The 20,940-nt window shown below is 61.4% G+C and carries 22 protein-coding genes; 11 read left to right on the top strand and 11 right to left on the bottom strand.

Annotation, left to right across the window (positions count from 1 at the left end; all coding sequences use genetic code 11):
* Positions 1–61: 61 nt before the first annotated feature.
* A complete protein-coding gene (locus E4M07_RS05450) occupies positions 62–1,486 on the bottom strand; it encodes a D-alanyl-D-alanine carboxypeptidase (protein WP_136657243.1) in 1,425 nt (474 codons plus the stop codon).
* A 259-nt stretch (positions 1,487–1,745) separates the two neighbouring features.
* Between E4M07_RS05450 and E4M07_RS05455 the strand changes: the two genes are divergently transcribed.
* The 6 genes from E4M07_RS05455 to E4M07_RS05480 all read left to right on the top strand — a co-directional run bounded on the left by E4M07_RS05455 (position 1,746) and on the right by E4M07_RS05480 (position 6,912).
* On the top strand, positions 1,746–2,099 hold the full coding sequence (locus E4M07_RS05455; protein ID WP_136657244.1) for a phasin family protein: 354 nt from the start codon (positions 1,746–1,748) through the stop codon (positions 2,097–2,099).
* 324 nt (positions 2,100–2,423) lie between these two features.
* A complete protein-coding gene (gene clpS, locus E4M07_RS05460) occupies positions 2,424–2,762 on the top strand; it encodes an ATP-dependent Clp protease adapter ClpS (RefSeq protein WP_136657510.1) in 339 nt (112 codons plus the stop codon).
* Positions 2,763–2,772: 10 nt separating this feature from the next.
* Complete coding sequence (gene clpA / locus E4M07_RS05465; RefSeq protein ID WP_136657245.1) at positions 2,773–5,265, top strand: ATP-dependent Clp protease ATP-binding subunit ClpA; 2,493 nt, start codon at positions 2,773–2,775, stop codon at positions 5,263–5,265.
* Positions 5,266–5,787 (top strand): hypothetical protein, encoded by a 522-nt coding sequence (locus E4M07_RS05470; RefSeq protein WP_136657246.1) that lies wholly within the window; start codon positions 5,266–5,268, stop codon positions 5,785–5,787.
* 44 nt (positions 5,788–5,831) lie between these two features.
* Positions 5,832–6,575 (top strand): AzlC family ABC transporter permease, encoded by a 744-nt coding sequence (locus E4M07_RS05475; RefSeq protein ID WP_136657247.1) that lies wholly within the window; start codon positions 5,832–5,834, stop codon positions 6,573–6,575.
* On the top strand, positions 6,562–6,912 hold the full coding sequence (locus E4M07_RS05480) for an AzlD domain-containing protein (RefSeq protein WP_136657248.1): 351 nt from the start codon (positions 6,562–6,564) through the stop codon (positions 6,910–6,912). The genes E4M07_RS05475 and E4M07_RS05480 overlap by 14 nt, the downstream gene beginning before the upstream one ends.
* A gap of 3 nt (positions 6,913–6,915) precedes the next feature.
* On the opposite strand, the gene E4M07_RS05485 is transcribed toward E4M07_RS05480, so the two are convergent.
* From E4M07_RS05485 to folE, 3 genes are all read right to left on the bottom strand, one after another.
* Complete coding sequence (locus E4M07_RS05485; protein ID WP_136657249.1) at positions 6,916–7,797, bottom strand: patatin-like phospholipase family protein; 882 nt, start codon at positions 7,795–7,797, stop codon at positions 6,916–6,918.
* 213 nt (positions 7,798–8,010) lie between these two features.
* Positions 8,011–8,475: a phosphoribosyl-AMP cyclohydrolase gene (gene hisI / locus E4M07_RS05490; protein ID WP_136657250.1), complete on the bottom strand. Its 465-nt coding sequence runs from the start codon at positions 8,473–8,475 to the stop codon at positions 8,011–8,013.
* A gap of 5 nt (positions 8,476–8,480) precedes the next feature.
* The gene (gene folE / locus E4M07_RS05495; RefSeq protein WP_136657251.1) at positions 8,481–9,122 is read right to left on the bottom strand and encodes a GTP cyclohydrolase I FolE; all 642 of its coding nucleotides are present in this window, start codon (positions 9,120–9,122) and stop codon (positions 8,481–8,483) included.
* Positions 9,123–9,405: 283 nt separating this feature from the next.
* On the opposite strand from folE, the gene E4M07_RS05500 reads away from it, so the two are divergent.
* From E4M07_RS05500 to thrS, 3 genes are all read left to right on the top strand, one after another.
* The gene (locus tag E4M07_RS05500) at positions 9,406–9,855 is read left to right on the top strand and encodes an iron-sulfur cluster assembly scaffold protein (RefSeq protein WP_136657252.1); all 450 of its coding nucleotides are present in this window, start codon (positions 9,406–9,408) and stop codon (positions 9,853–9,855) included.
* 7 nt (positions 9,856–9,862) lie between these two features.
* Entirely contained in the window at positions 9,863–10,222 is a 360-nt protein-coding gene (yidD, locus tag E4M07_RS05505) for a membrane protein insertion efficiency factor YidD (protein WP_136657253.1), read from the top strand.
* A gap of 132 nt (positions 10,223–10,354) precedes the next feature.
* Positions 10,355–12,322, top strand: coding sequence for a threonine--tRNA ligase (gene thrS / locus E4M07_RS05510; protein ID WP_136657254.1), 1,968 nt, complete (start codon positions 10,355–10,357; stop codon positions 12,320–12,322).
* 63 nt (positions 12,323–12,385) lie between these two features.
* Here thrS and E4M07_RS05515 read toward each other — a convergent pair whose 3' ends face one another.
* The 5 genes from E4M07_RS05515 to E4M07_RS05535 all read right to left on the bottom strand — a co-directional run bounded on the left by E4M07_RS05515 (position 12,386) and on the right by E4M07_RS05535 (position 18,172).
* Positions 12,386–13,504 (bottom strand): transporter substrate-binding domain-containing protein, encoded by a 1,119-nt coding sequence (locus tag E4M07_RS05515; RefSeq protein WP_136657255.1) that lies wholly within the window; start codon positions 13,502–13,504, stop codon positions 12,386–12,388.
* Positions 13,505–13,772: 268 nt separating this feature from the next.
* The gene (locus tag E4M07_RS05520; RefSeq protein WP_136657256.1) at positions 13,773–14,909 is read right to left on the bottom strand and encodes a transporter substrate-binding domain-containing protein; all 1,137 of its coding nucleotides are present in this window, start codon (positions 14,907–14,909) and stop codon (positions 13,773–13,775) included.
* A gap of 19 nt (positions 14,910–14,928) precedes the next feature.
* Entirely contained in the window at positions 14,929–16,137 is a 1,209-nt protein-coding gene (locus tag E4M07_RS05525; protein WP_136657257.1) for an SUMF1/EgtB/PvdO family nonheme iron enzyme, read from the bottom strand.
* Between the two features lie 371 nt (positions 16,138–16,508).
* Positions 16,509–17,222 carry a TIGR02117 family protein gene (locus E4M07_RS05530; protein ID WP_136657258.1) on the bottom strand — a complete coding sequence of 238 codons (714 nt, stop codon included), beginning with the start codon at positions 17,220–17,222 and terminating at the stop codon, positions 16,509–16,511.
* Positions 17,223–17,257: 35 nt separating this feature from the next.
* The gene (locus tag E4M07_RS05535; protein WP_246660365.1) at positions 17,258–18,172 is read right to left on the bottom strand and encodes a hypothetical protein; all 915 of its coding nucleotides are present in this window, start codon (positions 18,170–18,172) and stop codon (positions 17,258–17,260) included.
* Between the two features lie 127 nt (positions 18,173–18,299).
* On the opposite strand from E4M07_RS05535, the gene E4M07_RS05540 reads away from it, so the two are divergent.
* Positions 18,300–18,869: a nitroreductase gene (locus E4M07_RS05540; protein WP_246660366.1), complete on the top strand. Its 570-nt coding sequence runs from the start codon at positions 18,300–18,302 to the stop codon at positions 18,867–18,869.
* Positions 18,870–18,949: 80 nt separating this feature from the next.
* A complete protein-coding gene (locus E4M07_RS05545) occupies positions 18,950–19,564 on the top strand; it encodes a flavin reductase family protein (RefSeq protein ID WP_136657260.1) in 615 nt (204 codons plus the stop codon).
* A 7-nt stretch (positions 19,565–19,571) separates the two neighbouring features.
* Here the strand turns inward: E4M07_RS05545 and E4M07_RS05550 are convergent, their stop codons facing one another.
* Together E4M07_RS05550 and E4M07_RS05555 are read right to left on the bottom strand one after the other, a co-directional pair.
* A complete protein-coding gene (locus E4M07_RS05550; protein ID WP_136657261.1) occupies positions 19,572–20,462 on the bottom strand; it encodes a CoA ester lyase in 891 nt (296 codons plus the stop codon).
* Positions 20,463–20,464: 2 nt separating this feature from the next.
* On the bottom strand, positions 20,465–20,917 hold the full coding sequence (locus E4M07_RS05555) for a MaoC family dehydratase (RefSeq protein ID WP_136657262.1): 453 nt from the start codon (positions 20,915–20,917) through the stop codon (positions 20,465–20,467).
* Positions 20,918–20,940 lie beyond the last annotated feature (23 nt).

Genomic DNA, 20,940 nt, shown 5'->3' on the forward strand with positions numbered 1-20,940 from the left:
ATCGTCCTCAATACTCGATACACTCTCGAGGATGCGCCGGTAGCGCACCGTTCCCTGTCGGTCACTGCTGCGTAGCCCAGCAGCCATATCCTTTTTTCTTCAGTGCCTTGCAGGCTTTCCATGCATGCGACTTGCCGTCGAAACCCGCAAACCGCGCGCGGTGGAGTTGTTCGCCGTCTCTGTGCGTTACAATCGTGAAGGGCTGGGCGTTGCTGATCATGCCCCCGGTCTTGGCCTTGGCCTCCGCCAGAAGCTGCTCGGCGGCCTGGCGCGTCGGTGTAGCGCCGATCTGCACGACCCAGCCGGATGGCATTCCGGTGCTGGACGTCGTTACCCGATCGACGGCGGATGTTTGGACTGCGCTGCCCTGCGCGGTGGCGACTTCGGAGTCCCTCGGCCGGGGAACCGGCGCGACGACGGCGCGCTGCTTGTTGAGGCTGTCGATCAGCGCGTCCTTTCCGACAACAGGCCGGTCGAGCGGAATGGGGAAGCTGGAAGACTTTTGCGGCTTGGCATAGGCCATGGCGACGCGGACCTCGGTGACGTCACGGAATTTCGGAACGGGACCAGTCTTCGGCAGGGCTATGCGTGTCGCGGACGGTGCGTTCGCGATCAGGTTTCCGCCGCCCTTGCGCGAGGCCTTTTTCAGGTAGCGCGAAATCAGGCTTTTCATGTGCTTGTTGCGGCTGGCGCCGCTCTTGCCGCCCATCACGACCGCGACGATGCTGCGGCCGTCCTTGCGGACCGAACTGACGAGATTGAAGCCCGAGGCGCGCGTATAGCCGGTCTTGATGCCGTCAACGCCGGACACCGTGCCCAGCAGCCTGTTGTGGTTGCCGAAGCGGCTCTTGCCGTATTTGAAGGAGCGCGTCGAAAAATAGTGGTAGTGGTGCGGGAAATGCTCCCTGAGGGCAAGGCCCAGTCGGGCCATGTCGCGCGCGGTCGTCTTTTGACCGGAATTGGGCAGGCCGTGCGCGTTTTTGAATGTCGTCCTCTTCATGCCGAGGGCTCGCGCCTTGGCGGTCATTTTCTTTGCGAACCCGCTCTCCGATCCGCCGAGATGCTCGGCGACGGCCGTCGAGGCGTCGTTTGCCGATTTGGTGACCAGAGCATAGATGGCCTGCTGCACCGAAATCGACTGGCCCGCCTTGAGGCCGAGCTTGGACGGCTGTTCCGCAGCGGCGTTCTTTGAAACCTTGATGCGGGTCTTCTTGGAGATGCGTCCGCTGTCGAGAGCCTCGAACACGAGATAGAGCGTCATCATCTTGGTCAGCGATGCCGGATAACGCAGGGAATCGGCATTGGAGGCGTAGAGCGTCTTGCCGGTCTTCGCATCGATCACGAACCCGGCATATTTGGGATTGGCCGCTGCGCCACCGGCGCTTGCAACAGTGATGAAGACTGCCGCGGCAATCAGTCTGAAAAATTTGGTAAGGCCGATCCTGGTCCGGGTGGAGCCGTAGCTGCCGAAGGAAGCTTTGAACACTTTACAGTCCCATCAATTACGCAAGCACAAATGAGGGATCACCTGACCCCGAATTTTGGAGAAGTCTAGGCAGACTGCGTTACCAATCCGTTTATGGTTGCCAAAATCTTTCCTGGGAGGGTGGTCGCAACTTGCCTTGTTGCGCCGCACAAAAATCATTGACTTTCTGCTGCAGTGCACATAGTGTCCGGATGTAAATCGGGGCCGGTCCCCATTTCGCATACGCGTTCAGATCCCCACCGAATGACAGGATATCCAGATGTTCTCCTTTGATGATGCGAGCAAGTACGGCAAGGACGCCATGGACAACATGCTCAAGAGCTATTCCGCTGTCGCCCAGGGCATGCAGACCCTGACGACCGAGGCAACCGACTATTCGAAAAAGTCCTACGAGGACAATGCTGCGGCAATCGAACAGCTCTTCAATGCCAAGACGTTCGAAAAGGCATTCGAAATCCAGAGCGAATTTGCCAAGACCAGCTACGAGGGTTTCGTCGCCCAGGCAACCAAGATGGGCGAAATCTACGCCGACACCGCCCGCAAGGCTTACAAGCCCTACGAAGCCGCCGCGGCTGCTCCGGCACCGGCACCGGCTGCCAAGAAGGGCTCGTAAATCAGCGACTGCTGGATTGCACCAGTTGCAGGAATTCCCGACCCGGCGGCCATCGGCTGCCGGGTTTTTTGTGCGGTTCGAGCCGTAAGGTCACGGATATGCGAGAATTTTTGCGCTCGGCCCCTCTGTGCAGACGTAATTTCATGCCTATGTAGTACAGGTGGCAACCTGCCGAAACGAGCCGCCGTCCGGGGCTTAAAATTGCACAAATTCGATATAGATTAGAGTACACTGGAAAACGGATCGTGACTGTATCAAAATCAGTGCGAAACAAGGGTGAGTCAGGACAAGGATAAAATGGCATTGAAGCCTTTCTGGGCAACGATGAGCGGCGACGATGACAATGACGGCGACGGCAAGGGAACCGGAAACGGTGTCTCCGTTATTACGCGCACGCAAAAGAAGCTAAAAAAGCCGAGCCTTTACCGTGTGCTGCTCCTGAACGACGACTACACCCCGATGGAATTTGTTGTCCACGTGCTTGAGCGTTTCTTCCAGAAGGACCGGGAGGCTGCCACGCGAATAATGCTGCATGTTCACAATCACGGTGTGGGCGAGTGCGGAGTCTTTACTTATGAGGTCGCGGAAACCAAAGTCACACAGGTGATGGACTTCTCGCGACAGAACCAGCACCCGCTTCAATGCGTGATGGAAAAGAAATGAGGATATAGCCGTGCCGACATTCTCCAACAGCCTCGAAAAAGCGCTGCATCAGGCACTGACCTTTGCCAATGACCGCCATCACGAATATGCGACGCTGGAGCACCTGCTGCTGGCGCTGATGGACGATTCCGATGCGGCGGCCGTCATGCGTGCCTGCGGCGTCGACCTCGACGCGCTGCGTTCGACCGTGACGGAGTACATCGACAACGAACTGCACAATCTCGTCACCGGTTACGACGAGGATTCAAAACCGACCTCCGGTTTCCAGCGCGTCATCCAGCGCGCGGTCATCCACGTCCAGTCCTCGGGCCGCGACGAGGTCACGGGCGCCAACGTGCTGGTGGCGATCTTCGCCGAGCGCGAGAGCCATGCCGCCTATTTCCTGCAGGAACAGGAAATGACACGCTATGACGCGGTCAACTTCATTTCCCACGGCATCGCCAAGCGGCCGGGCGTTTCGGAAAGCAGGCCGGTCCGCGGCGCGGAGGATTCCGATTCGGACAGCCCCTCGGCGCCGAGCGAGAGCGAGGACGGCGGCAAGCCCAAGAACCAGGACGCACTCAGCGCCTATTGCGTGAACCTCAACCAGAAGGCCGCGGACGGCAAGGTCGATCCGCTCATCGGCCGCGCGCAGGAGGTGAACCGCACGATCCAGGTCCTGTGCCGGCGTTCGAAGAACAACCCGCTCTATGTGGGCGATCCCGGTGTCGGCAAAACCGCCATCGCGGAAGGGCTGGCGCGCCGCATCATCAATGGCGACGTGCCGGAGGTTCTGCTCGATTCAACGATCTACGCGCTCGACATGGGGGCGCTGCTCGCCGGAACCCGTTATCGCGGCGATTTCGAGGAGCGCCTCAAGCAGGTGGTCAAGGAACTCGAGGAGATGGAAGGCGCGGTGCTTTTCATCGACGAGATTCACACCGTCATCGGCGCCGGTGCGACGTCCGGCGGTGCGATGGACGCCTCGAACCTTTTGAAGCCGGCGCTGTCGTCCGGCACGATCCGCTGCATCGGCTCGACAACCTACAAGGAATTCAGGCAGTTCTTCGAGAAGGACAGGGCGCTGGTGCGCCGTTTCCAGAAGATCGACATCAACGAGCCGACCATCGACGATGCCGTTGAAATCCTGAAGGGCCTGAAGCCCTATTACGAGGACTACCACAAGGTCAAATACAGCAACGAGGCGATCACCTCGGCCGTCGAGCTGTCGGCCCGTTACATCAACGACCGCAAACTGCCGGACAAGGCGATCGACGTGATCGACGAGACCGGTGCGTCGCAGATGCTTGTCGAGGAGAGCAAGCGCCGCAAGACGATCACCGAAAAGGAGATCGAAGAGACCGTCGCCACGATGGCGCGCATTCCGCCGAAGTCCGTCTCCAAGGACGACAAGCTGGTGCTTGCCAATCTCGACAAGGAACTGCGCCGCGTGGTCTACGGACAGGACAAGGCGATTGAAGCGCTCGCCTCGGCCATCAAGCTGGCGCGCGCCGGCTTGCGCGAGCCGGACAAGCCGATCGGCAGCTACCTGTTCTCCGGACCGACCGGCGTCGGCAAGACGGAAGTCGCGCGGCAGCTGGCCAGCTCGCTCGGTGTCGAACTGCTGCGTTTCGACATGTCGGAATACATGGAACGCCACACGGTTTCGCGGCTGCTTGGCGCACCGCCCGGATATGTCGGATTCGACCAGGGCGGTCTCCTGACGGACGGCGTCGACCAGCATCCGCACTGCGTGCTGCTGCTTGACGAGATCGAGAAGGCGCATCCGGACCTGTTCAACATCCTGTTGCAGGTCATGGACCACGGCAAGCTGACCGACCACAACGGCAAGCAGATCGATTTCCGCAACGTCATATTGATCATGACGACCAATGCCGGCGCCGCCGACCTTGCGAAGCCCGCCATCGGCTTCGGCTCGTCGAAGCGCGAGGGCGACGATGTGGAAGCGATCAACCGGATGTTCTCACCGGAGTTCCGCAACCGGCTCGACGCGATCATCCCGTTCGGGTCGCTGCCGACACCGGTGGTGCACCAGGTCGTCCAGAAATTCGTCATGCAGCTCGAGGCGCAACTCGCCGAGCGTGGCGTGACCTTCGATCTCTCGAAGGAGGCTGTCGCGTGGCTTGCCGACAAGGGCTACGACGAGCGCATGGGCGCCCGGCCGCTTGCGCGGGTCATACAGGAGCACGTCAAGAAGCAGTTGGCCGACGAGGTGCTGTTCGGCAAGCTCAAGAAAGGCGGCACCGTGAAGGTGACCGTCGCGCCTGACGGGGACGGCAAGCCCGGCCTCAAGCTCGAGGCGATCCCGGACAAGACGCCGGCAAAGCCGCGCAAGGAGACCCCTGCCAAGCGCAAGTCCGCCGCCGCGAAGGCCAAGGACAGCGATGCCGGCCCGGAAGCAGCAAGCGAGCCGAAGAAATCCGGCAGCGTGGCGGTTGAAAGCAAGACCGGCCCGCAGAAGCCGCGCGGCGGGACCGTTCCCAAGGTCCCGCGGAAGAAATAGGTGACAATGGACAGACTGCGCGATCGCCTTGAGGAGGGCGATCGCCGCGTCATCGGCGCCGCCGGCGCCGTCGCGGATACGGTGCGGCGCAACCCGGACCGGATCGCGGAACTGATTGGCCTGGTCGACGATGACGATACGGCGGTGGTGGCCCACACGGCGCACGCAATGATGCAGATCGCGCAGGATGAACCGGCGCTGTTCGATCCGTTCGCCGATACGCTTCTCGACCGGCTGGAAGCGTTGCGGCAATGGGAAATCGGCGAACAGCTTCCCAAGATCCTGGTCTGCCTGCCGCTGACCGACAATCAGGCGGAAAGGCTCTACGATATACTCTGCGCCAACATACAGGATCGCTCCAACATCGTCGCCGCCTGTTCGCTGCAGGGGATCGTAGATCTTGCCCGCGACGGACGCGTGGACCGGGGCAGGGCGCAAGCGGCGCTGAACGCGGCGCTGGGTTCTCACCGCAAGGCGCTCGCTGCTCGTGCGCGGCGCCTCCAAAAGTACCTTCCGGCCTAATATCCGGGGTTTCCAATCGGCTCGCGGCGATCTAACAAGATCGCATGAGCACACCGACGAGCTTCAGAAAACTGCCCTGGTTCCTCTCCGGCATGCGCGGCATATTCTCCGGCCCGGCGCTCGTCCTGATGAGCGCGTTTGTCGGGTTTTGCGGTTTTGCCTACGAGGCCGGCATTCCCGTCGGCCAGGCGCTCTTCATGTCGGGGATGGTCTGGGCGCTTCCGGGACAATTCGTGCTGATCGGCGCGATCATCGCCGGTGCATCCCTGCCGACGGCGGCGTTGGCGGTGGCTTTGTCGTCCATGCGCCTGATGCCGATGGTCGCCTCACTGGTTCCGGAAATCAAATCCAGGGACACGCCAACCTGGGTCCTGCTGCTCATTTCCCATTTCGTCGCGGTGACGGCATGGGTATTCACCATGGAGCGCGTCCATCTCGTTCCGCGGGAGGGCCGTGTCGCTTTCTTCGCCGGCTTCGGCGTGGCGATAACGACCACCAATCTGCTGATCGTCGCGATCCTCTATGGCGTCATCAGCCATTTGCCGGCGATGATCGGCGGCGCGCTTTTCTTCCTGACGCCGGTCTATTTCATCACGTCCATCTGGGCTTCTGCCCGCGGTATCGAGGTTTATTTCGCGATGCTGGCCGGACTGTTTCTCGGGCCGCTGTTTCACACGGCGGATCCGGAGCTTGGCATTCTCTATGCAGGCGTGATCGGCGGCACATTGGCCTTCCTGCTGGAGCGGCTGGTGAGCGGGCACCGGAGGCGCAAGAATGCCTCCCGGTAGCTGGACGGAGCTTCTGTGGCCCTATGTCTTCATCGCTGTGGCCGGCTGGCTGGCGACGGATATCTGGCGCTGGCTCGGCGTTCTTCTCGGCAGCCGTATCTCGGAAGGCTCTGCCGCGCTGATCTGGGTCCGTTCGGTGGCGACGGCGCTCGTCGCGGCCGTCGTGGCTCGGCTGATCCTCTATCCCGCGGGCACGCTTGAGGCGACGCCCGTCACGCTGCGGGTCGCAGCCGTGGCTGTCGGATTTTTGGTGTTTCTCGGTGCCCGCCAGAACATCTTTGCCGGAATCCTGACCGCGGAGGCCGTTCTGCTTGCCGGCATATTCCTGATGGCGTGACGGTCAGACGAGAACTTCGCCCAGCCGCTTGATGTCCTCAATCTTGGCCTTTGTTTCCTCGTAGCCGCGATCGATCGCCTCGGAGGCACGGTGAAACTCGGAAAGACCGATGTCGGAGAGGCGCGGCATCAGCAGCATGTCCGGCGGATCGCCGGCGAGGCGGGCGCGGGAGATGCGATCCTGGATGATATTGTAGGCTTCGACCATCACGTTGGTCATGCCGATGCGGTCCGACTTCTTGCGGCGCGCCGGCGTGCCCGCCGGTTCGGCCGCGATCTGCGTCGCCGAGGCCGCGTGCTTGACAACGGCCGAGCGGCCGTAGAGGTCGTAGTGCAGATTGACCGCGACGACGAGCCGTTCCTCCTGGGCGCGGCAAACGGAAACCGGTACCGGATTGACGAGCGCGCCGTCGACAAGCGTACGGCCATTGCAGACGACCGGCTCGAAAATGCCGGGCAGTGCGTAGGAGGCGTGAATGGCGGTCGTCAGCGAGCCGCTGTGGATCCAGATTTCATGGCCGGTGGATATCTCGGTCGCAACGGCGGTGAAGGGCCGGTCAAGGTCCTCGATATCGATATCGGCCAGGTGCTCACGCATGCGCTTGCTCAGCCGCATGCCGCCAAGAAGACCGCTGCCGCCGATCGCGAAGTCCAGCAGCGCCACAATCCTGCGCATTGTCAGGCTGCGGGCGAATTCCTCCAGTTCGTCGAGCTTGCCGGCAAGATAGCAGCCGCCCACGAGCGCGCCGATGGACGTCCCGGCGACCATGCCGACCTTGATGCCGGCCTCGTCGAGCGCCCGAAGCACGCCGATATGCGACCAGCCGCGCGCCGCGCCGCCGCCGAGCGCCAGGGCTATGGTTGTTTCCGGTGCCTGTTGCAGCACGACGAGTTACTCCTGGACCTGTGCAGTCTGGAAGCCCGCCGGATGCCTGCAGCATTGCCGGGAAACCCGCCGAACTTCTCCGCTGACGTCTATTCAACGCCCATAATATTTAAGATTGATGAAGTTGCCAGACCATGACGATCACGGTGAATCGACGATTTCTCAGTCCGAATTGAATGTCGGTGATGCCCGATGGCATCGCTTTTGCGCCAATCAGTACACCTTATTGGGGTCGAAACGCGGCGTATCACCCTGATCAGCTGCCAGACGCGCCTTACCGGTGCCTGTCTCGACCCGGCGGTAAAAGCAGCTCTTTCGCCCCGTATGACAGGTCGCACCATGGCCCGCCACGCTGACCTTCAGCCAAATGGCGTCCTGATCGCAGTCGGTGCGGATCTCATGCACGGTCTGGAGATTTCCCGAGCTTTCGCCCTTTTTCCAGAGCGCGGCGCGCGAGCGGCTGTAATAGTGGGCGATGCCGGTCGACAGTGTCAGCGATAATGCCTCGGCGTTCATGTGCGCAAGCATGAGGACAGCGCCATCGGAGGCGTCGGTCACGACGACGGTGACCAGACCGTTGGCATCAAATCGGGGCGTAAGCTCTTCACCCTCTTCCAGCGCAGCCTTGTCGTCAGGCGCCGGCGGAAAGGGCGTTGCGGCGTCGGTTGTGTCGGGCATGGCGCTCAGTCTCTGCCGCGCAGCATCGACATGAAGCGTGCCTGCTCCTGCGGCTCGGTCTTGAAAATTCCGGTGAATGTCGACGTCAGCGTCGTCGATCCGAGTTTCTGGACGCCACGCATGACCATGCACATGTGCTCGGCCTCGATCATCACCGCGACACCGCGCGGCTTGAGCGTCGTGTCGATGGCGTCGGCGACCTGGGCGGTCATCGCTTCCTGCGTCTGCAGGCGGCGTGCGAACGTGTCGACGACACGGGCGATCTTGGAGAGCCCGAGCACGCGGCCGTCCGGCAGGTAGCCGACATGCGCCTTGCCGATGATCGGCACCATGTGGTGCTCGCAATGGGAGAAGAACGGGATGTCCTTGACGAGCACCAGCTCGTCATAGCCGGAAACCTCCTCGAAGGTGCGGCCGAGGATTTCCCGGGCGGAATGACCGTAGCCCGAAAACAGTTCCTGATAGGCCTTGGCGACCCGCTTCGGCGTGTCGCGCAGGCCCTCGCGCTGCGGATCCTCACCGATCCAGCGCAAAAGGACCTCGACGGCGGCCTGGGCTTGCTCTTCCGTCGGTCTTTCGACCGTGCTTTCTTCCGCGGTCGCGTCTTCGCCCAAGCCCTTGGGAAAATTCTTGATAACGGCGTCCATTGTCACATTCATCTCCGCGGCTGCCATTGCAGCCAAGCTAATTCGGACCATCCGCCTCTGGCCGGAACTCGGACTTAGCCGGGTACGGGAACTTTGGCAAGGTTCCGGGGCTCTTAATGAGAGCACGGTTTCCTTATCTCAAGCGATTGACCACTTGCAATGGTGTCGCCAGTTCCCAAAATAGGGTATAGAACGCGCAAAAGCCAACAGAATGACGACGTTATCGCGTCGGAATTGGATGGTTGACGCCGATGGAAACGTATCTTGACCGGGACCGCACTGCATGATCGATGAAGTGTACAACTCCAAAATCCTTGAATTCGCGGGAAATATTCCGCGAATCGGATCGCTGGAGGATGCCGACGCCTGCGCGCGGGCCCACTCCAAGCTGTGCGGCTCGACCGTCAAGGTCTGGCTGAAGCTCGACGGCGACGAAGTGAGCGATTTTGCGCACGAGGTCAAGGCCTGCGCGCTCGGTCAGGCGTCCTCGTCGATCATGGCCAATAATATCATCGGTGCATCGACCGCCGAGTTGCGCACGGTAAGGGACCAGATGATCGCCATGCTGAAGAAAAACGGTCCGCCGCCGACAGGCCGGTTTTCGGATCTGAAATTCCTGGAGCCCGTTCGCGACTACAAAGCGCGGCATGCATCAACGCTGCTGACCTTCGATGCGGTCGTCGACGCGATCAACCAGATAGAGGAACGGCGCGCGGCAGGCGCCGCCGCCTGAAGCCAATATGTGTCCGCAGGGCCATCCGGACCGGCACGGCGCCGAAACCGGCGCGCGCGGCCGCAACTACGACGGACCCTACAGAAAGACCCCGGGCCGGTTGTTCGGCATGGGTCTGATCCGGCTCTATCAACTCACCCTGTCCGGCTTTGTCGGCAACACCTGTCGCCACCTGCCGACGTGTTCCGAGTTCGGCTATGAGGCGATCGCGCGTCACGGTCTGTGGGCGGGCGGCTGGATGACGTTTTTCCGCGTCATCCGCTGCGGTCCGGGCGGAACCCACGGCTACCATCCAGTGCCGGACGTGCCGCCTAAGGGCGCCAGGTGGTATGTGCCATGGCGTTACATCATTCCCCACCCGGACTGAGGCGATGGCGAAGCAACAGCGGTTTCGCGTTGCAATAGCAGCTAAGCCGGGCTAAAAGGCCGGCGCCGGGTCAGCCGCCCGGCCCATTTAACCACCCGCATTCGTTGGCGGGACTGGATAGGAGTTAGACTGATGGCTGATACACAATCGCCTGCCGAATCCGTTTCCCTTAAATTTCCCGATGGTTCCGAGCGTCAGTACGACACGGGCACCAGCGGTCGCGGCGTCGCGGAAAGCATTGCCAAGTCGCTTGCCAAGAAGGCTGTTGCCGTCGCCATAAACGGCGAGATCCGCGACCTTGCCGACCCGGTCACCGACGGGGATGTGCAGATTATCACCCGCGAGGATCCGCGGGCGCTCGAACTGATCCGCCACGATGCCGCCCACGTGATGGCCGAGGCGGTGCAGGAACTCTATCCGGGCACGCAGGTGACGATCGGCCCGGTTATCGAGAACGGCTTTTATTACGACTTCGCGCGCAACGAGCCGTTTACGCCGGAAGATCTGCCGAAGATCGAGAAGAAGATGCGGGAAATCATAGCCCGCAACCGGCCTTTCACCAAGGAGGTCTGGTCGCGTGACGAGGCCAAAAAGGTCTTTTCCGATATGGGCGAGGCGTACAAGGTGGAGCTCGTCGACGCGATCCCGGAAGGCGAGGACGTCAAGATCTACCGCCAGGGCGACTGGTTCGATCTTTGCCGCGGCCCGCACATGGCCTCGACCGGCCAGATCGGCAATGCGTTCAAGCTGATGAACGTGGCCGGCGCCTACTGGCGCGGCGATGCGAACAATCCGATGCTGACGCGCATCTACGGCACCGCATGGGCGGACCAGAAGCAGCTCGATGCCTATCTTCATATGCTCGAGGAGGCCGAGAAGCGCGACCACCGGCGCCTCGGCCGGGAGATGGACCTGTTCCACTTCCAGGAAGAGGGCCCCGGCGTCGTCTTCTGGCACGCCAAGGGCTGGAAGATGTTCCAGAACCTGGTCAACTACATGCGCCGCAGGATCGCCGAGCACGGCTACCAGGAGGTCAACGCCCCGCAGGTCCTCGACAAGGCGCTGTGGGAGACCTCGGGCCACTGGGACTGGTACCGGGAAAACATGTTCGTCACCCAGACGGAGGACGAACGGGTCTTCGCGCTCAAGCCGATGAACTGCCCGGGTCATGTTCAGATATTCAAGCACGGTCTCAAAAGTTATCGGGAACTGCCTATAAAACTTGCAGAATTCGGCGCAGTCCACCGCTACGAACCGTCCGGTGCCTTGCACGGTCTGATGCGCGTGAGGGCCTTCACCCAGGACGATGCGCACGTCTTCTGCACGGAAGAGCAGCTTCGGTCGGAATGCCTGCGCATCAACGATCTGATCCTGACGACCTATAGCGATTTCGGTTTCGACGAGATCACCGTCAAGCTCGCGACCCGCCCGGAAAAACGCGTCGGAACCGACGCGATGTGGGATCATGCGGAGGCCGTTCTCAGTGAGATCCTGGTGGAGATCGAGCGGGAATCGGGCGGCCGCATCAAGACGGGCGTCAATGAAGGCGAGGGGACCTTCTACGGACCAAAGTTCGAATATGTGCTGCGCGATGCCATCGGCCGGGAATGGCAATGCGGAACGACGCAGGTGGATTTCGCCCTGCCTGAGCGTTTCGGTGCGTTCTATATCGACAAGGACTCGGAAAAGAAGCAGCCGGTCATGGTGCACCGGGCGATCTGCGGTTCCATGGAGCGCTTCCTCGGCATTCTTATCGAGAACCATGCGGGCAACATGCCGCTCTGGTTCGCCCCGGTGCAGGCGGTTGTCGCGACGATCACCTCCGATGCGGACGACTATGCGCTCGAGGTCGCTGCGGAACTCAAGAAGGCGGGGCTCGACGTTGAGACCGACCTCCGCAACGAGAAGATCAACTACAAGGTCCGCGAGCACTCCATGGCCAAGGTGCCGGTCATTCTCGTCTGCGGCAAGCGCGAGGCAGAGGAGCGCAGCGTCAACATGCGACGGCTCGGGAGCCGGGACCAGACCTCGATGCCGCTCGATGACGCGATCGACGCGCTCGTCGATGAGGCGACGCCGCCGGATCTGCGGACCGATTGAGTTCGAAAAATCTGCATGCATTTACAAGGCGGGCCCTGGCCCGCCTTGTTTCTTTGCTGCGTCCTATTTCTCGACCAGCCGCCGGCTGAACTCGTCGTTGAAGAACGAGACGATCTGGCTGTAGACGCCGTTGGCGATGATCCGGTCCAGGCCGATATTGAACTCATCGAGATACCGGTTCGACTCATCATTGGTCGCGTAGGCGAGAAGATGGAGCGTGCCGGGGACCGAGAAGTTCGACATTTCGATGCTGTCGCTGATGCCCATGTCATAGGAGACGGCCAGGCCGACGAAGCGGTTGAGGGCGACATAGTCAGCACGGCCTTCCAGGAGGCGCTGGAAGCAGTCCTGTGGCGAACTGCCGACCACCAGGTGCTCGATGGAGAATCCGGCCTCGACCATGTCGAATGTCGAATAGCCCTTCGGCCGGCAGATCCGGCGTTTCTTGACGTCTTCAAGGGATGTGTCGTTGAGATCGGAACGACCCACTTCCTGGAAGAACACCTGCGTGGTGTTCACGATCGGCTTGGACTTGCTGTATTCGCAACGGATCTGCATGGGTTCGGGAAGACGGTCGCAGCTTTGCCAGAAGTCCATGTTCGGCATGGCCCACGGGAACGTCATCTGGTAGCGGTCTTTCTTCACCAGGCTCGTGACCTGCGCGTTCCAGTCGTCAATGATGTCGATCTCGACATTGGCGCCGATGTCGGAGGCATCGAAGGCGGCCCGGATGATCTCCGTCGCCATGCCATCGTTCGGCCACTTGGTGTCGGTGAAAGGCGGCCAGTTGTCGCCGGTGACAACGTAGATCGTCAGGGGCTTGAGGCCGGCGGCCGTCGTCTTGCTTTCCGTCTGGACCGAGGCGGTTTTCGGAAGGCTCTCGACCGAACCCGGGCAGGGCGGGATGCGAAGCGGCATTCCGATCAGCAGCAGATCGGGATTGGTGCCGATGACATCGGCATTTCCGGGATATTCGTAGATGCGCGGCCACATGAGCGAGTCGCCGAGGGACGCGCGGGCGATTTTCGACAGCGTGTCACCGGAAGCGACGCTGTAGTCCTGCACGGTGTTTGTGCAGACACCGGGTGCAGCGGTTGCCGGCGTTGCAATGGTGCCGGAGAACTGGATCGCGGCGAACAGCGCCACGGCCAGGCCGGACATGCGGGGAAGTGGGGTTTTCACGGGATACTCCTAATCGTGGGGTTGGTGGGTCAGGGGATGTTCGGTGCTCTACATGGTCTTTCTTCTCCTGCCGCCGTTGCGCGGTGAATTGTGTTTCGTTGACACGCGCTCCTCGCCGCCTTGTCGAGGCACGCGTTTGACCATCGCGCCGACCTGGGGACGGCACGCTTCCTGTTCAAATCTCCGGCGGGCATCAGTTCATTGTCGGTAATGATGCCGGCTGCCCCGTCCTGCGGGACAGCATTTGTGTGACGAGGGCCCGGTCAGCCTACTGGGTCAGGCGCCGGGTGAACTCGTCGTTGAAGAACGATATGATCTGTCCGTACACACCATTGTCTATGATCGTCTGGAGACCCTTGTTGAATTCATCGAGATACTGGACCGTGTCCATCGGGTTGTTGCGGTAAGCCAGGATGTGGATGGGGCTGGCGATGGTAATCTCGGCCATCTCGACATTGTCGCCGATGCCCATCTCGGCGGCCACGGCAAGGCCGGTGAACCGGTTGAGCAGCACGTAGTCGACGCGGCCCTCCAAAAGCCGCAGGAAGCAGTCGGTCGGTGAGAGTTCGATATGCAGGTTGTCGACGGAAAGGCCGTTTTCGACGAGTTCGAACGTCGAATAGCCCTTCGGGCGGCAAAGGCGCTTCGATTTGATCCCCTCCAGCGTGTCCTGGGCCAGGTCCGCGCGCCCCGCTTCCTTGAAGAAGGCGAGGGTCACGTTGGCGATCGGATTAGAGTGGTCGTATTCGCAGCGGATCTGCATGGGCTTCGGCAGACGGTCGCAGGACTGCCAGAATTCCATTTTCGGGTAGTACCAGGGGAAGGTCAGCTGATAGCGGTTCGTCTTGGTCAGCGTCTCAAGCTGGGCGGTCCAGTCGTTCACGTAGTGGATTTCGACATTGTCGCCCATCCCGGCCGCCTCGAACGCGGCTTCCACGATGACGACGGCCATGCCGCCCTTGGGCCAGTCGGTTGAAACGTAAGGCGGCCAGTCGTCGCCCGTGACCACGTAGAGCTTGATCGGCAGGCTGGTTGTGGTGCTGCCGGTGTTCTTGGAGGCAGGCGCCGTGCTGGCCGGCGCGACGACTTCCTGCGGGATGCTCCGGACAGCGCCAGGGCAGGGTGGAATCTGGAGCCGCACACCGATGTTCAGAAGATTGGGGTTGCGGCCGATCGCTTCGGTATTGCCGGGATATTCGAATATGCGGGGCCATTGGCGCGGATCGCCGAACGCGGCCTCCGCGATTTTCGACAACGTGTCGCCTGAACTGACGAAATACTGCTGGACGGTGTTGTTGCATGCGGTGGCTGCGGCGGAGGCCGGCGTGGCGATGTTCAATGCCGCCGGGATGGCAAGGAACATCGCTGCTGCAAGGCCGGGTAGACAACGGGCAATATTGTTCACTGAGGGCTCCTGGGCGTGGTTATTGTGCTAGTCGAAATCCGATGTTCTGATACGGCGTGTTGTTGGAGCGGCCGATGCGATGGTTGAGGCTGGCGGTCTGGTTGTCGATCTTGCCGGGGATCGGACCCAGAACGGTTCCGAGATTGCGGAAGCACCGGCCGCCGGCGAGTTCCTTGATCCAGCAGCCGGTCACACGCTCGGCCGCGTTGTCAGACATGCCGTAGAGGCCGTTCACCGGTTCGCCATGGTCAACCGGGATCAACATGTCGGTGGCGCGGATTTTCGCCGGGTCGAAGTCCTGGCCCCAGGCAAAATTGCGATGCCCGGTTTCGCCGCCGCGGGCCGCGACGATCCACTCCTCGTCGCTCGGCAACCGGAAGGGCGGTTCGTCGGGATTGCGCTTGGTGTTGATCCAGTCGATGAAGCTCATCATTTGATCGGTCGTGATCGCGGTGATCGGCAGTGCCAGCTTGCTTGAATTGAAATACTGGTCCGGAAACCCTTCCACGGAACAGCCGTTCTCGGCGGCACAGGCCTGCCACTGCTTTCGCGTGACTTCGCTGGTCGCGATCTGGAAACGGTCGAGCGAAACGTTTTGAAGCTGGAGTTTGCCCCGGTCGACTTCTGCTTTCGGGATGAGATACTGCCCCCGCTCGATGGTGATCATGGTCGGCATGATCGCCTCGGCCGGCGGGGCGACCGCCGTTGACGCCGCCCCAATGTCTTCCGGTTCCGCCGAAGGCCGGGCCGATGGTGCGGGATCCGGTTCGGCCGCGCCTATCTGCGCGCGGCTTACCCGAACCTCGTCAAAGATGGACGGAGTCCTGGTCTCGGCCGGCTGCGCCTCCGCCGATTGCGACGGCGCCGCCTGTTGCGCCAGCGTGTCACGGGACATCAGCCCGACATCGGCGGTCAGGTAGTCCGTGAAGATCCCCAAGCCGCTGATCGACAGCAGCAAGACAGCAGCGGCGACGAGAAGCGCCTGCTTCAGTCTTCGGCTCTTGTTCTCGCCTTCGCCTGCGGCATTCGGGTCCTTCAGCAGGAAATCCGGTATATCAAGCGCAGCGTCGGTGTCGTCTTCCCACTTGAATTTCGGCGCAAACGCCTTTCCGGTTTGCTGTTTGCTTTTTGGATGTACCAGCCTGATGTTGTTGAGCGGTGGCCGCGTCGATGCTTTTTGCTTTAGGCCGGTGGCGGAGATTCCCCTAGGGTCGCGTACTTTATACATAAACTTTCTAACTTTCTTTCTTGGGAAAGCCGAAAAATACTAAAATCGAGAGGTCGGATCCCGATCGGACAGATTTGGAATTTGAGGAAATAGACAGCGTGCCCTGACGTCACCGCCGGTGAATCCGGCAGTCTTCGCAGGGGTCGCTCATTCGGCGTTGCGGGTCGCTCCCAAAACACCATTCCGCCCAAATCAGCCCGACAGGTGCCGGCCCGAATTAAGTGGAGAACGAATTTCGGCCCAAACTATGGCGAATGCACCGCGTTGCCGCCGCATTCTGGGCCCCGGATCATCAAGATTTATGTCACAGTGATGCAAATGTTACCGGACCCGCGCTTGCGGGTCGTCCGGCTGACTTCCCGGAGCGACTTTCAAAGCCGGCTCATATTCCACTCGATGGACTGGGCGAAGGGTGTCCAATAGCCAACCGGGACACCTGCCTGACGCAGCGCATGTCCGGTCCACGCATTGCAGCCGTAAAACGGGCTGAAGCGGCCGTTGGCGCGATAGAACACGTCACCGAAGCCCTGGGTGACTCCGGGGATCAACTCGGCGCTGCCGTCCGGTCCGGTCCTGAACGAGGCGGCGATAAAGTGCACCAGCCGCTCATATTGCGCATCGTTAAGTTCCACCCGGTATACGCCGGTGCCGTGCGGCGCGCCTCTTGTCGGAAGCACGTGCATGACCGTTTGGTCGAATGCCAGGGAGCGGACGACGATGTCGAGGGTGAGGTCGGACAATGCCAGCAGACTGGTGTAGGCGGTCTGCGACCCCCAGCCGATGATCAGGTAGCGCGCCTCCTCGATGCCGTAGGGAAAGTCCGCGTTGCGAACGAGGGTGCCGACGGGAGACCGGCCGTCTTTCACGGGCAGCGCGATGTCGCTGTGGAACCCGTTCGACAGGACGTAAATCGTGTTGGACGGATGCGTGTCCGGCAGTTCCAGCCGTGGCGCGGTCCACAGCGTGCCGGCGACAGCGGCGGTGAGATAGGCGGCCAGCAGCCCGAGCACTGCCACGACCGACAGGATGATTGCCTTGACGATACGCCGGACGGTGGACGATTTCTTGCGGTCGCGATTGTTCATTCCAGCCCCTGTTGCGATGCGAGGCACAGACTACACTACTGGAGCAGGACCTCGACATCGTAGTTGAATCCGGCCGCTACCTTGAAGTCCCGCCGATAGAGCTTCTCCTTGTGGCGGGCAATGGCCGTGTAGTCGCCCTCCGCGAGAACCAGTGACGGGAAGGCCCCGACGCTCTCGCTGATCAGGTCGCCCGCTGAGTTGGTGATCGACCATGCCGTGTCGGCGATAGCCTCGCCGCCTTCGTCGGCAACGAGCTTCAATGTGATCTGCGCGGCCCTGTGCTGGATGGTCGCTTCGGTCATCTTGCCGGCGGCAACGCTGATATCGGAGCGGATGACCGCGTTGACCTCGCCATATTCAGACACGACGTGATAGATGCCGTCGTTGAGCCGTATGATCTTGCTCGGTTGCACGTCGGCGATGATGAGCTGCCGCTGGCCGTTGGCGTCGCGCTCCTCGGAGTAGATCGAGAATTTCAGCTTGGCCGGGGGTATGCGCACATCGTTGCCGGAAACGGCATTGAGGACGAGACCGCCCGCGTTGAGGATGAAATCCTGAGTGTCAACGGGGCCGCTTGTCGGAATCACCAGCTTGCGTGTGACGCCAGCAAGGCCGAACGAGACATGGACGAAATACTCTCCGGGCTCCATGGAGATGAGCGCCGAACCACCTTCCGAGGTGGCCAGGATGGGCAGTTTGCCCTCGCGGTCCGGAACCGGGTGATAAACCCGCCAGATCAGGCCGTGCTCAAGCGGCGCGCCGCCCTCGACAAGGCGTGCGTCGAGATCGACGTTGCGCAACTCGTCCGATGGAATGCGGATATCGGGAACTTCTCCGGACGGGGCGAACTCGGTCAGGCCGGGCAGATTGAGCTGCGTCGTGTCGCCGGCGGGCGCCTGAGTCTCCTGTGCCGATGCACCGAACGTCATCGCGCCCAGCAGCAGGGCCACAGGGGAGATTTTTGTTCGAATCCTGAAGAAATGTCCCATCCGAGTCCTGATACTGCTTGTCAGTCGTTTGAAACCCATGCAAATGGCAAATTCAAGGCAATTGTGCCGGTGTGACAAGGGCATGTCCATGAATGACGCATTAAAGACCTATCTCGAGACAAGGCGATCGATCCCCGCCAATATGATGAAGGAACCCGGCCCCGACCGGGACACCATACAAGAGATGCTGACCCTTGCCACGCGCGTTCCGGATCATGGTAAACTGGCACCTTGGCGGTTCATCGTTTTCCGCGGCGGCGGACGGGAGAGAATCGGCGCCAGGCTGGCTGAAACCGCGTTGCGCCGGGAGCCCGAAATGCCGGCAGAACGGCGCGAACAGGAAGAGACGCGCATGACGCGCGCTCCCGTGGTGATTGCCGTCGTCAGCACCGCGGGCGATCATCCGAAGATTCCGGAATGGGAACAGGTCCTTTCGGCAGGCGCCGTGTGCCTCAATCTGTTCATGGCGGCCAATGCCATGGGATTTGCGGCCAACTGGCTGACGGAGTGGTTCAGCTATGACCAGGAAGGGCTCGAAATCCTCGGTGTCGGACCCGGCGAGCGGATCGCCGGCATGCTGCATGTCGGAACCCCCGATATCCCCCCAACTGAAAGGCCGCGCCCCGATGTCGCCGCGCTGACAACCTGGGTTGAATGAACCGGCGTTGTTGAACCCGCACAGCTCGCGCATATATGCAAGTTGCACGGGACGCCGAAATCGAGGGGAGCAGCCACCCAATGTTCTACGAGGCACATGAAAACGATCATGGGCTGCGGCATGACCCGTTCAAGGCGCTGGTGTCGCCGCGCCCGATCGGCTGGATCGGCACGTTGAGCGCTGACGGGACGCCCAATCTGGCGCCCTATTCCTATTTCAACGCCATCGGCGACGGACCCAAGATGGTCATGTTCGCGTCGGACGGGCGCAAGGACACGGTCTCCAACGCAGAGGCCACCGGCGAGTTCTCCGCCAGCCTTGCCAGCCGGGTGCATGCTGAGAAGGTCAATGCGAGTTCCGTCAACGCGCCGGCCCATGTCGACGAGTTCCAGTATGCCGGCCTGACGGCCGCTCCGGGCAGAATGGTGGAAGCGCCCCATGTGCGCGAAGCATTCGCGGCACTGGAGTGCAGGGTAGTGGACATATTCCGCCCCAGAACCCTGTCGGGCGGCGTTTCCGAGTACATCCTCGTAATCGGACAGGTGGTCGGCATCCATATCGACGAGTCGATCATCACCGACGGCAAGATCGATATGACGAAGGCCGCGCCGCTGGCAAGGCTGGGGTATCGCGACTACAGCGACGGCGCGCAGACCTTCGAGATGATCAGGCCGACCTGGGACGAGGACGGCTAAGAGCGCTCTAAACGATCCCCGCCATCCGTGCCCGCTCGAGGATCTTCAGCGACTGCTTCAGGTGCGGCCGGTCGATCATCTGGCCGTCGAGACTGAGCACGCCGGCGTCTTCTCCGGCCTGTTCGAACAGTTCCACAATGCGCCGGGCTTTTTCCACGGCGGCGTCCGACGGGGTGAAGATGCGGTTGATGACCTCGACCTGCGACGGATGGATCGCCATCTTTCCTGAAAAGCCGTCCCGGACGGCGTCACGGCACTCGCTCTCAAGGCCGTCCTGGTTCCTGAAGTCGACGAAGACGGTGTCGACCGCCTCGACACCGGCGGCGGCCGCGCCGACCAGGGTCACGGTCCGGGCGTAGCGGAACAGGTCCGTATAGTGCCCGTTCTCGTCGCGGTTGGTTTCGACACCGATATCGGCCGACAGATCCTCTCCGCCCCACGACAATGTCTTCAGACGGTCCGAGACGGAAGCGTAGGTGCCGGCGTTGAGCGTACCCTTCGCGGTTTCCGTCACGAGCGCGTGGATATCGGTCTGCCCCTCCGCCATGCCGGCTTCCGCCTCATGGACGGCAATCAGTGCGGACAGGTTCTGCACGTCGGCGCCATGTTCGCATTTCGGCAACAGCACGCCGTCGGGCCGCGCCGCGACGATCGCGGCAAGATCGTCCTCGACCATTCCGGAGCCTAGCGGATTGACACGAACAACGAGACCCGGCGTATCCGGTGCTGCGTTCTTGCGCGCGTCGGTAATAAAATCGCGCGCCATCTGCCGGGCAACCGGCTTTTGGGACGCGGAAACGGAATCCTCGAGATCGATCAGCAGGCAATCGGCACCGCTGGTCAGCGACTTTTCGAGTTTTCGTTGCGAATCGCCTGGAACAAAAAGATAGGAGCGCACCGTTACACCGCCTTTTTACGCATCATCGCCTGGCGCCGGCACTTGGCCACCAGCACGTCGTTCTGATTGTAGCCCCGGTGCTCGAACTCGACGATGCCCCGGTCGTTCTTGGATTTCGACTCGCGGACGGAGATGATTTCCGTCTCGACGCGCAGCGTGTCGCCGTGGAACATCGGGTGCGGGAAGACCACATCGGTCATGCCGAGATTGCCGATCGTTGTTCCTATCGTCGTGTCGTTGACGGAGATGCCGATCAATAAACCCAATGTAAACAAAGAGTTGACAAGTGGTTTTCCCCATTCGGTCTTTGCCGCGAAGTCGAAATCGATGTGCAAAGGCTGCGGGTTCAGCGTCATGTTCGAAAACAACATATTGTCGCTTTCGGTGATGGTTCTGCGCAACTGGTGCTGGATCACCTGACCCGGCGAAAACTCCTGCAGATATAATCCTGGCATTAAGGGCCCTCCGTTTGGCCGGC

The organism is Nitratireductor sp. XY-223 (assembly GCF_004959855.1).
Taxonomy (GTDB): Bacteria; Pseudomonadota; Alphaproteobacteria; order Rhizobiales; family Rhizobiaceae; genus Hoeflea_A.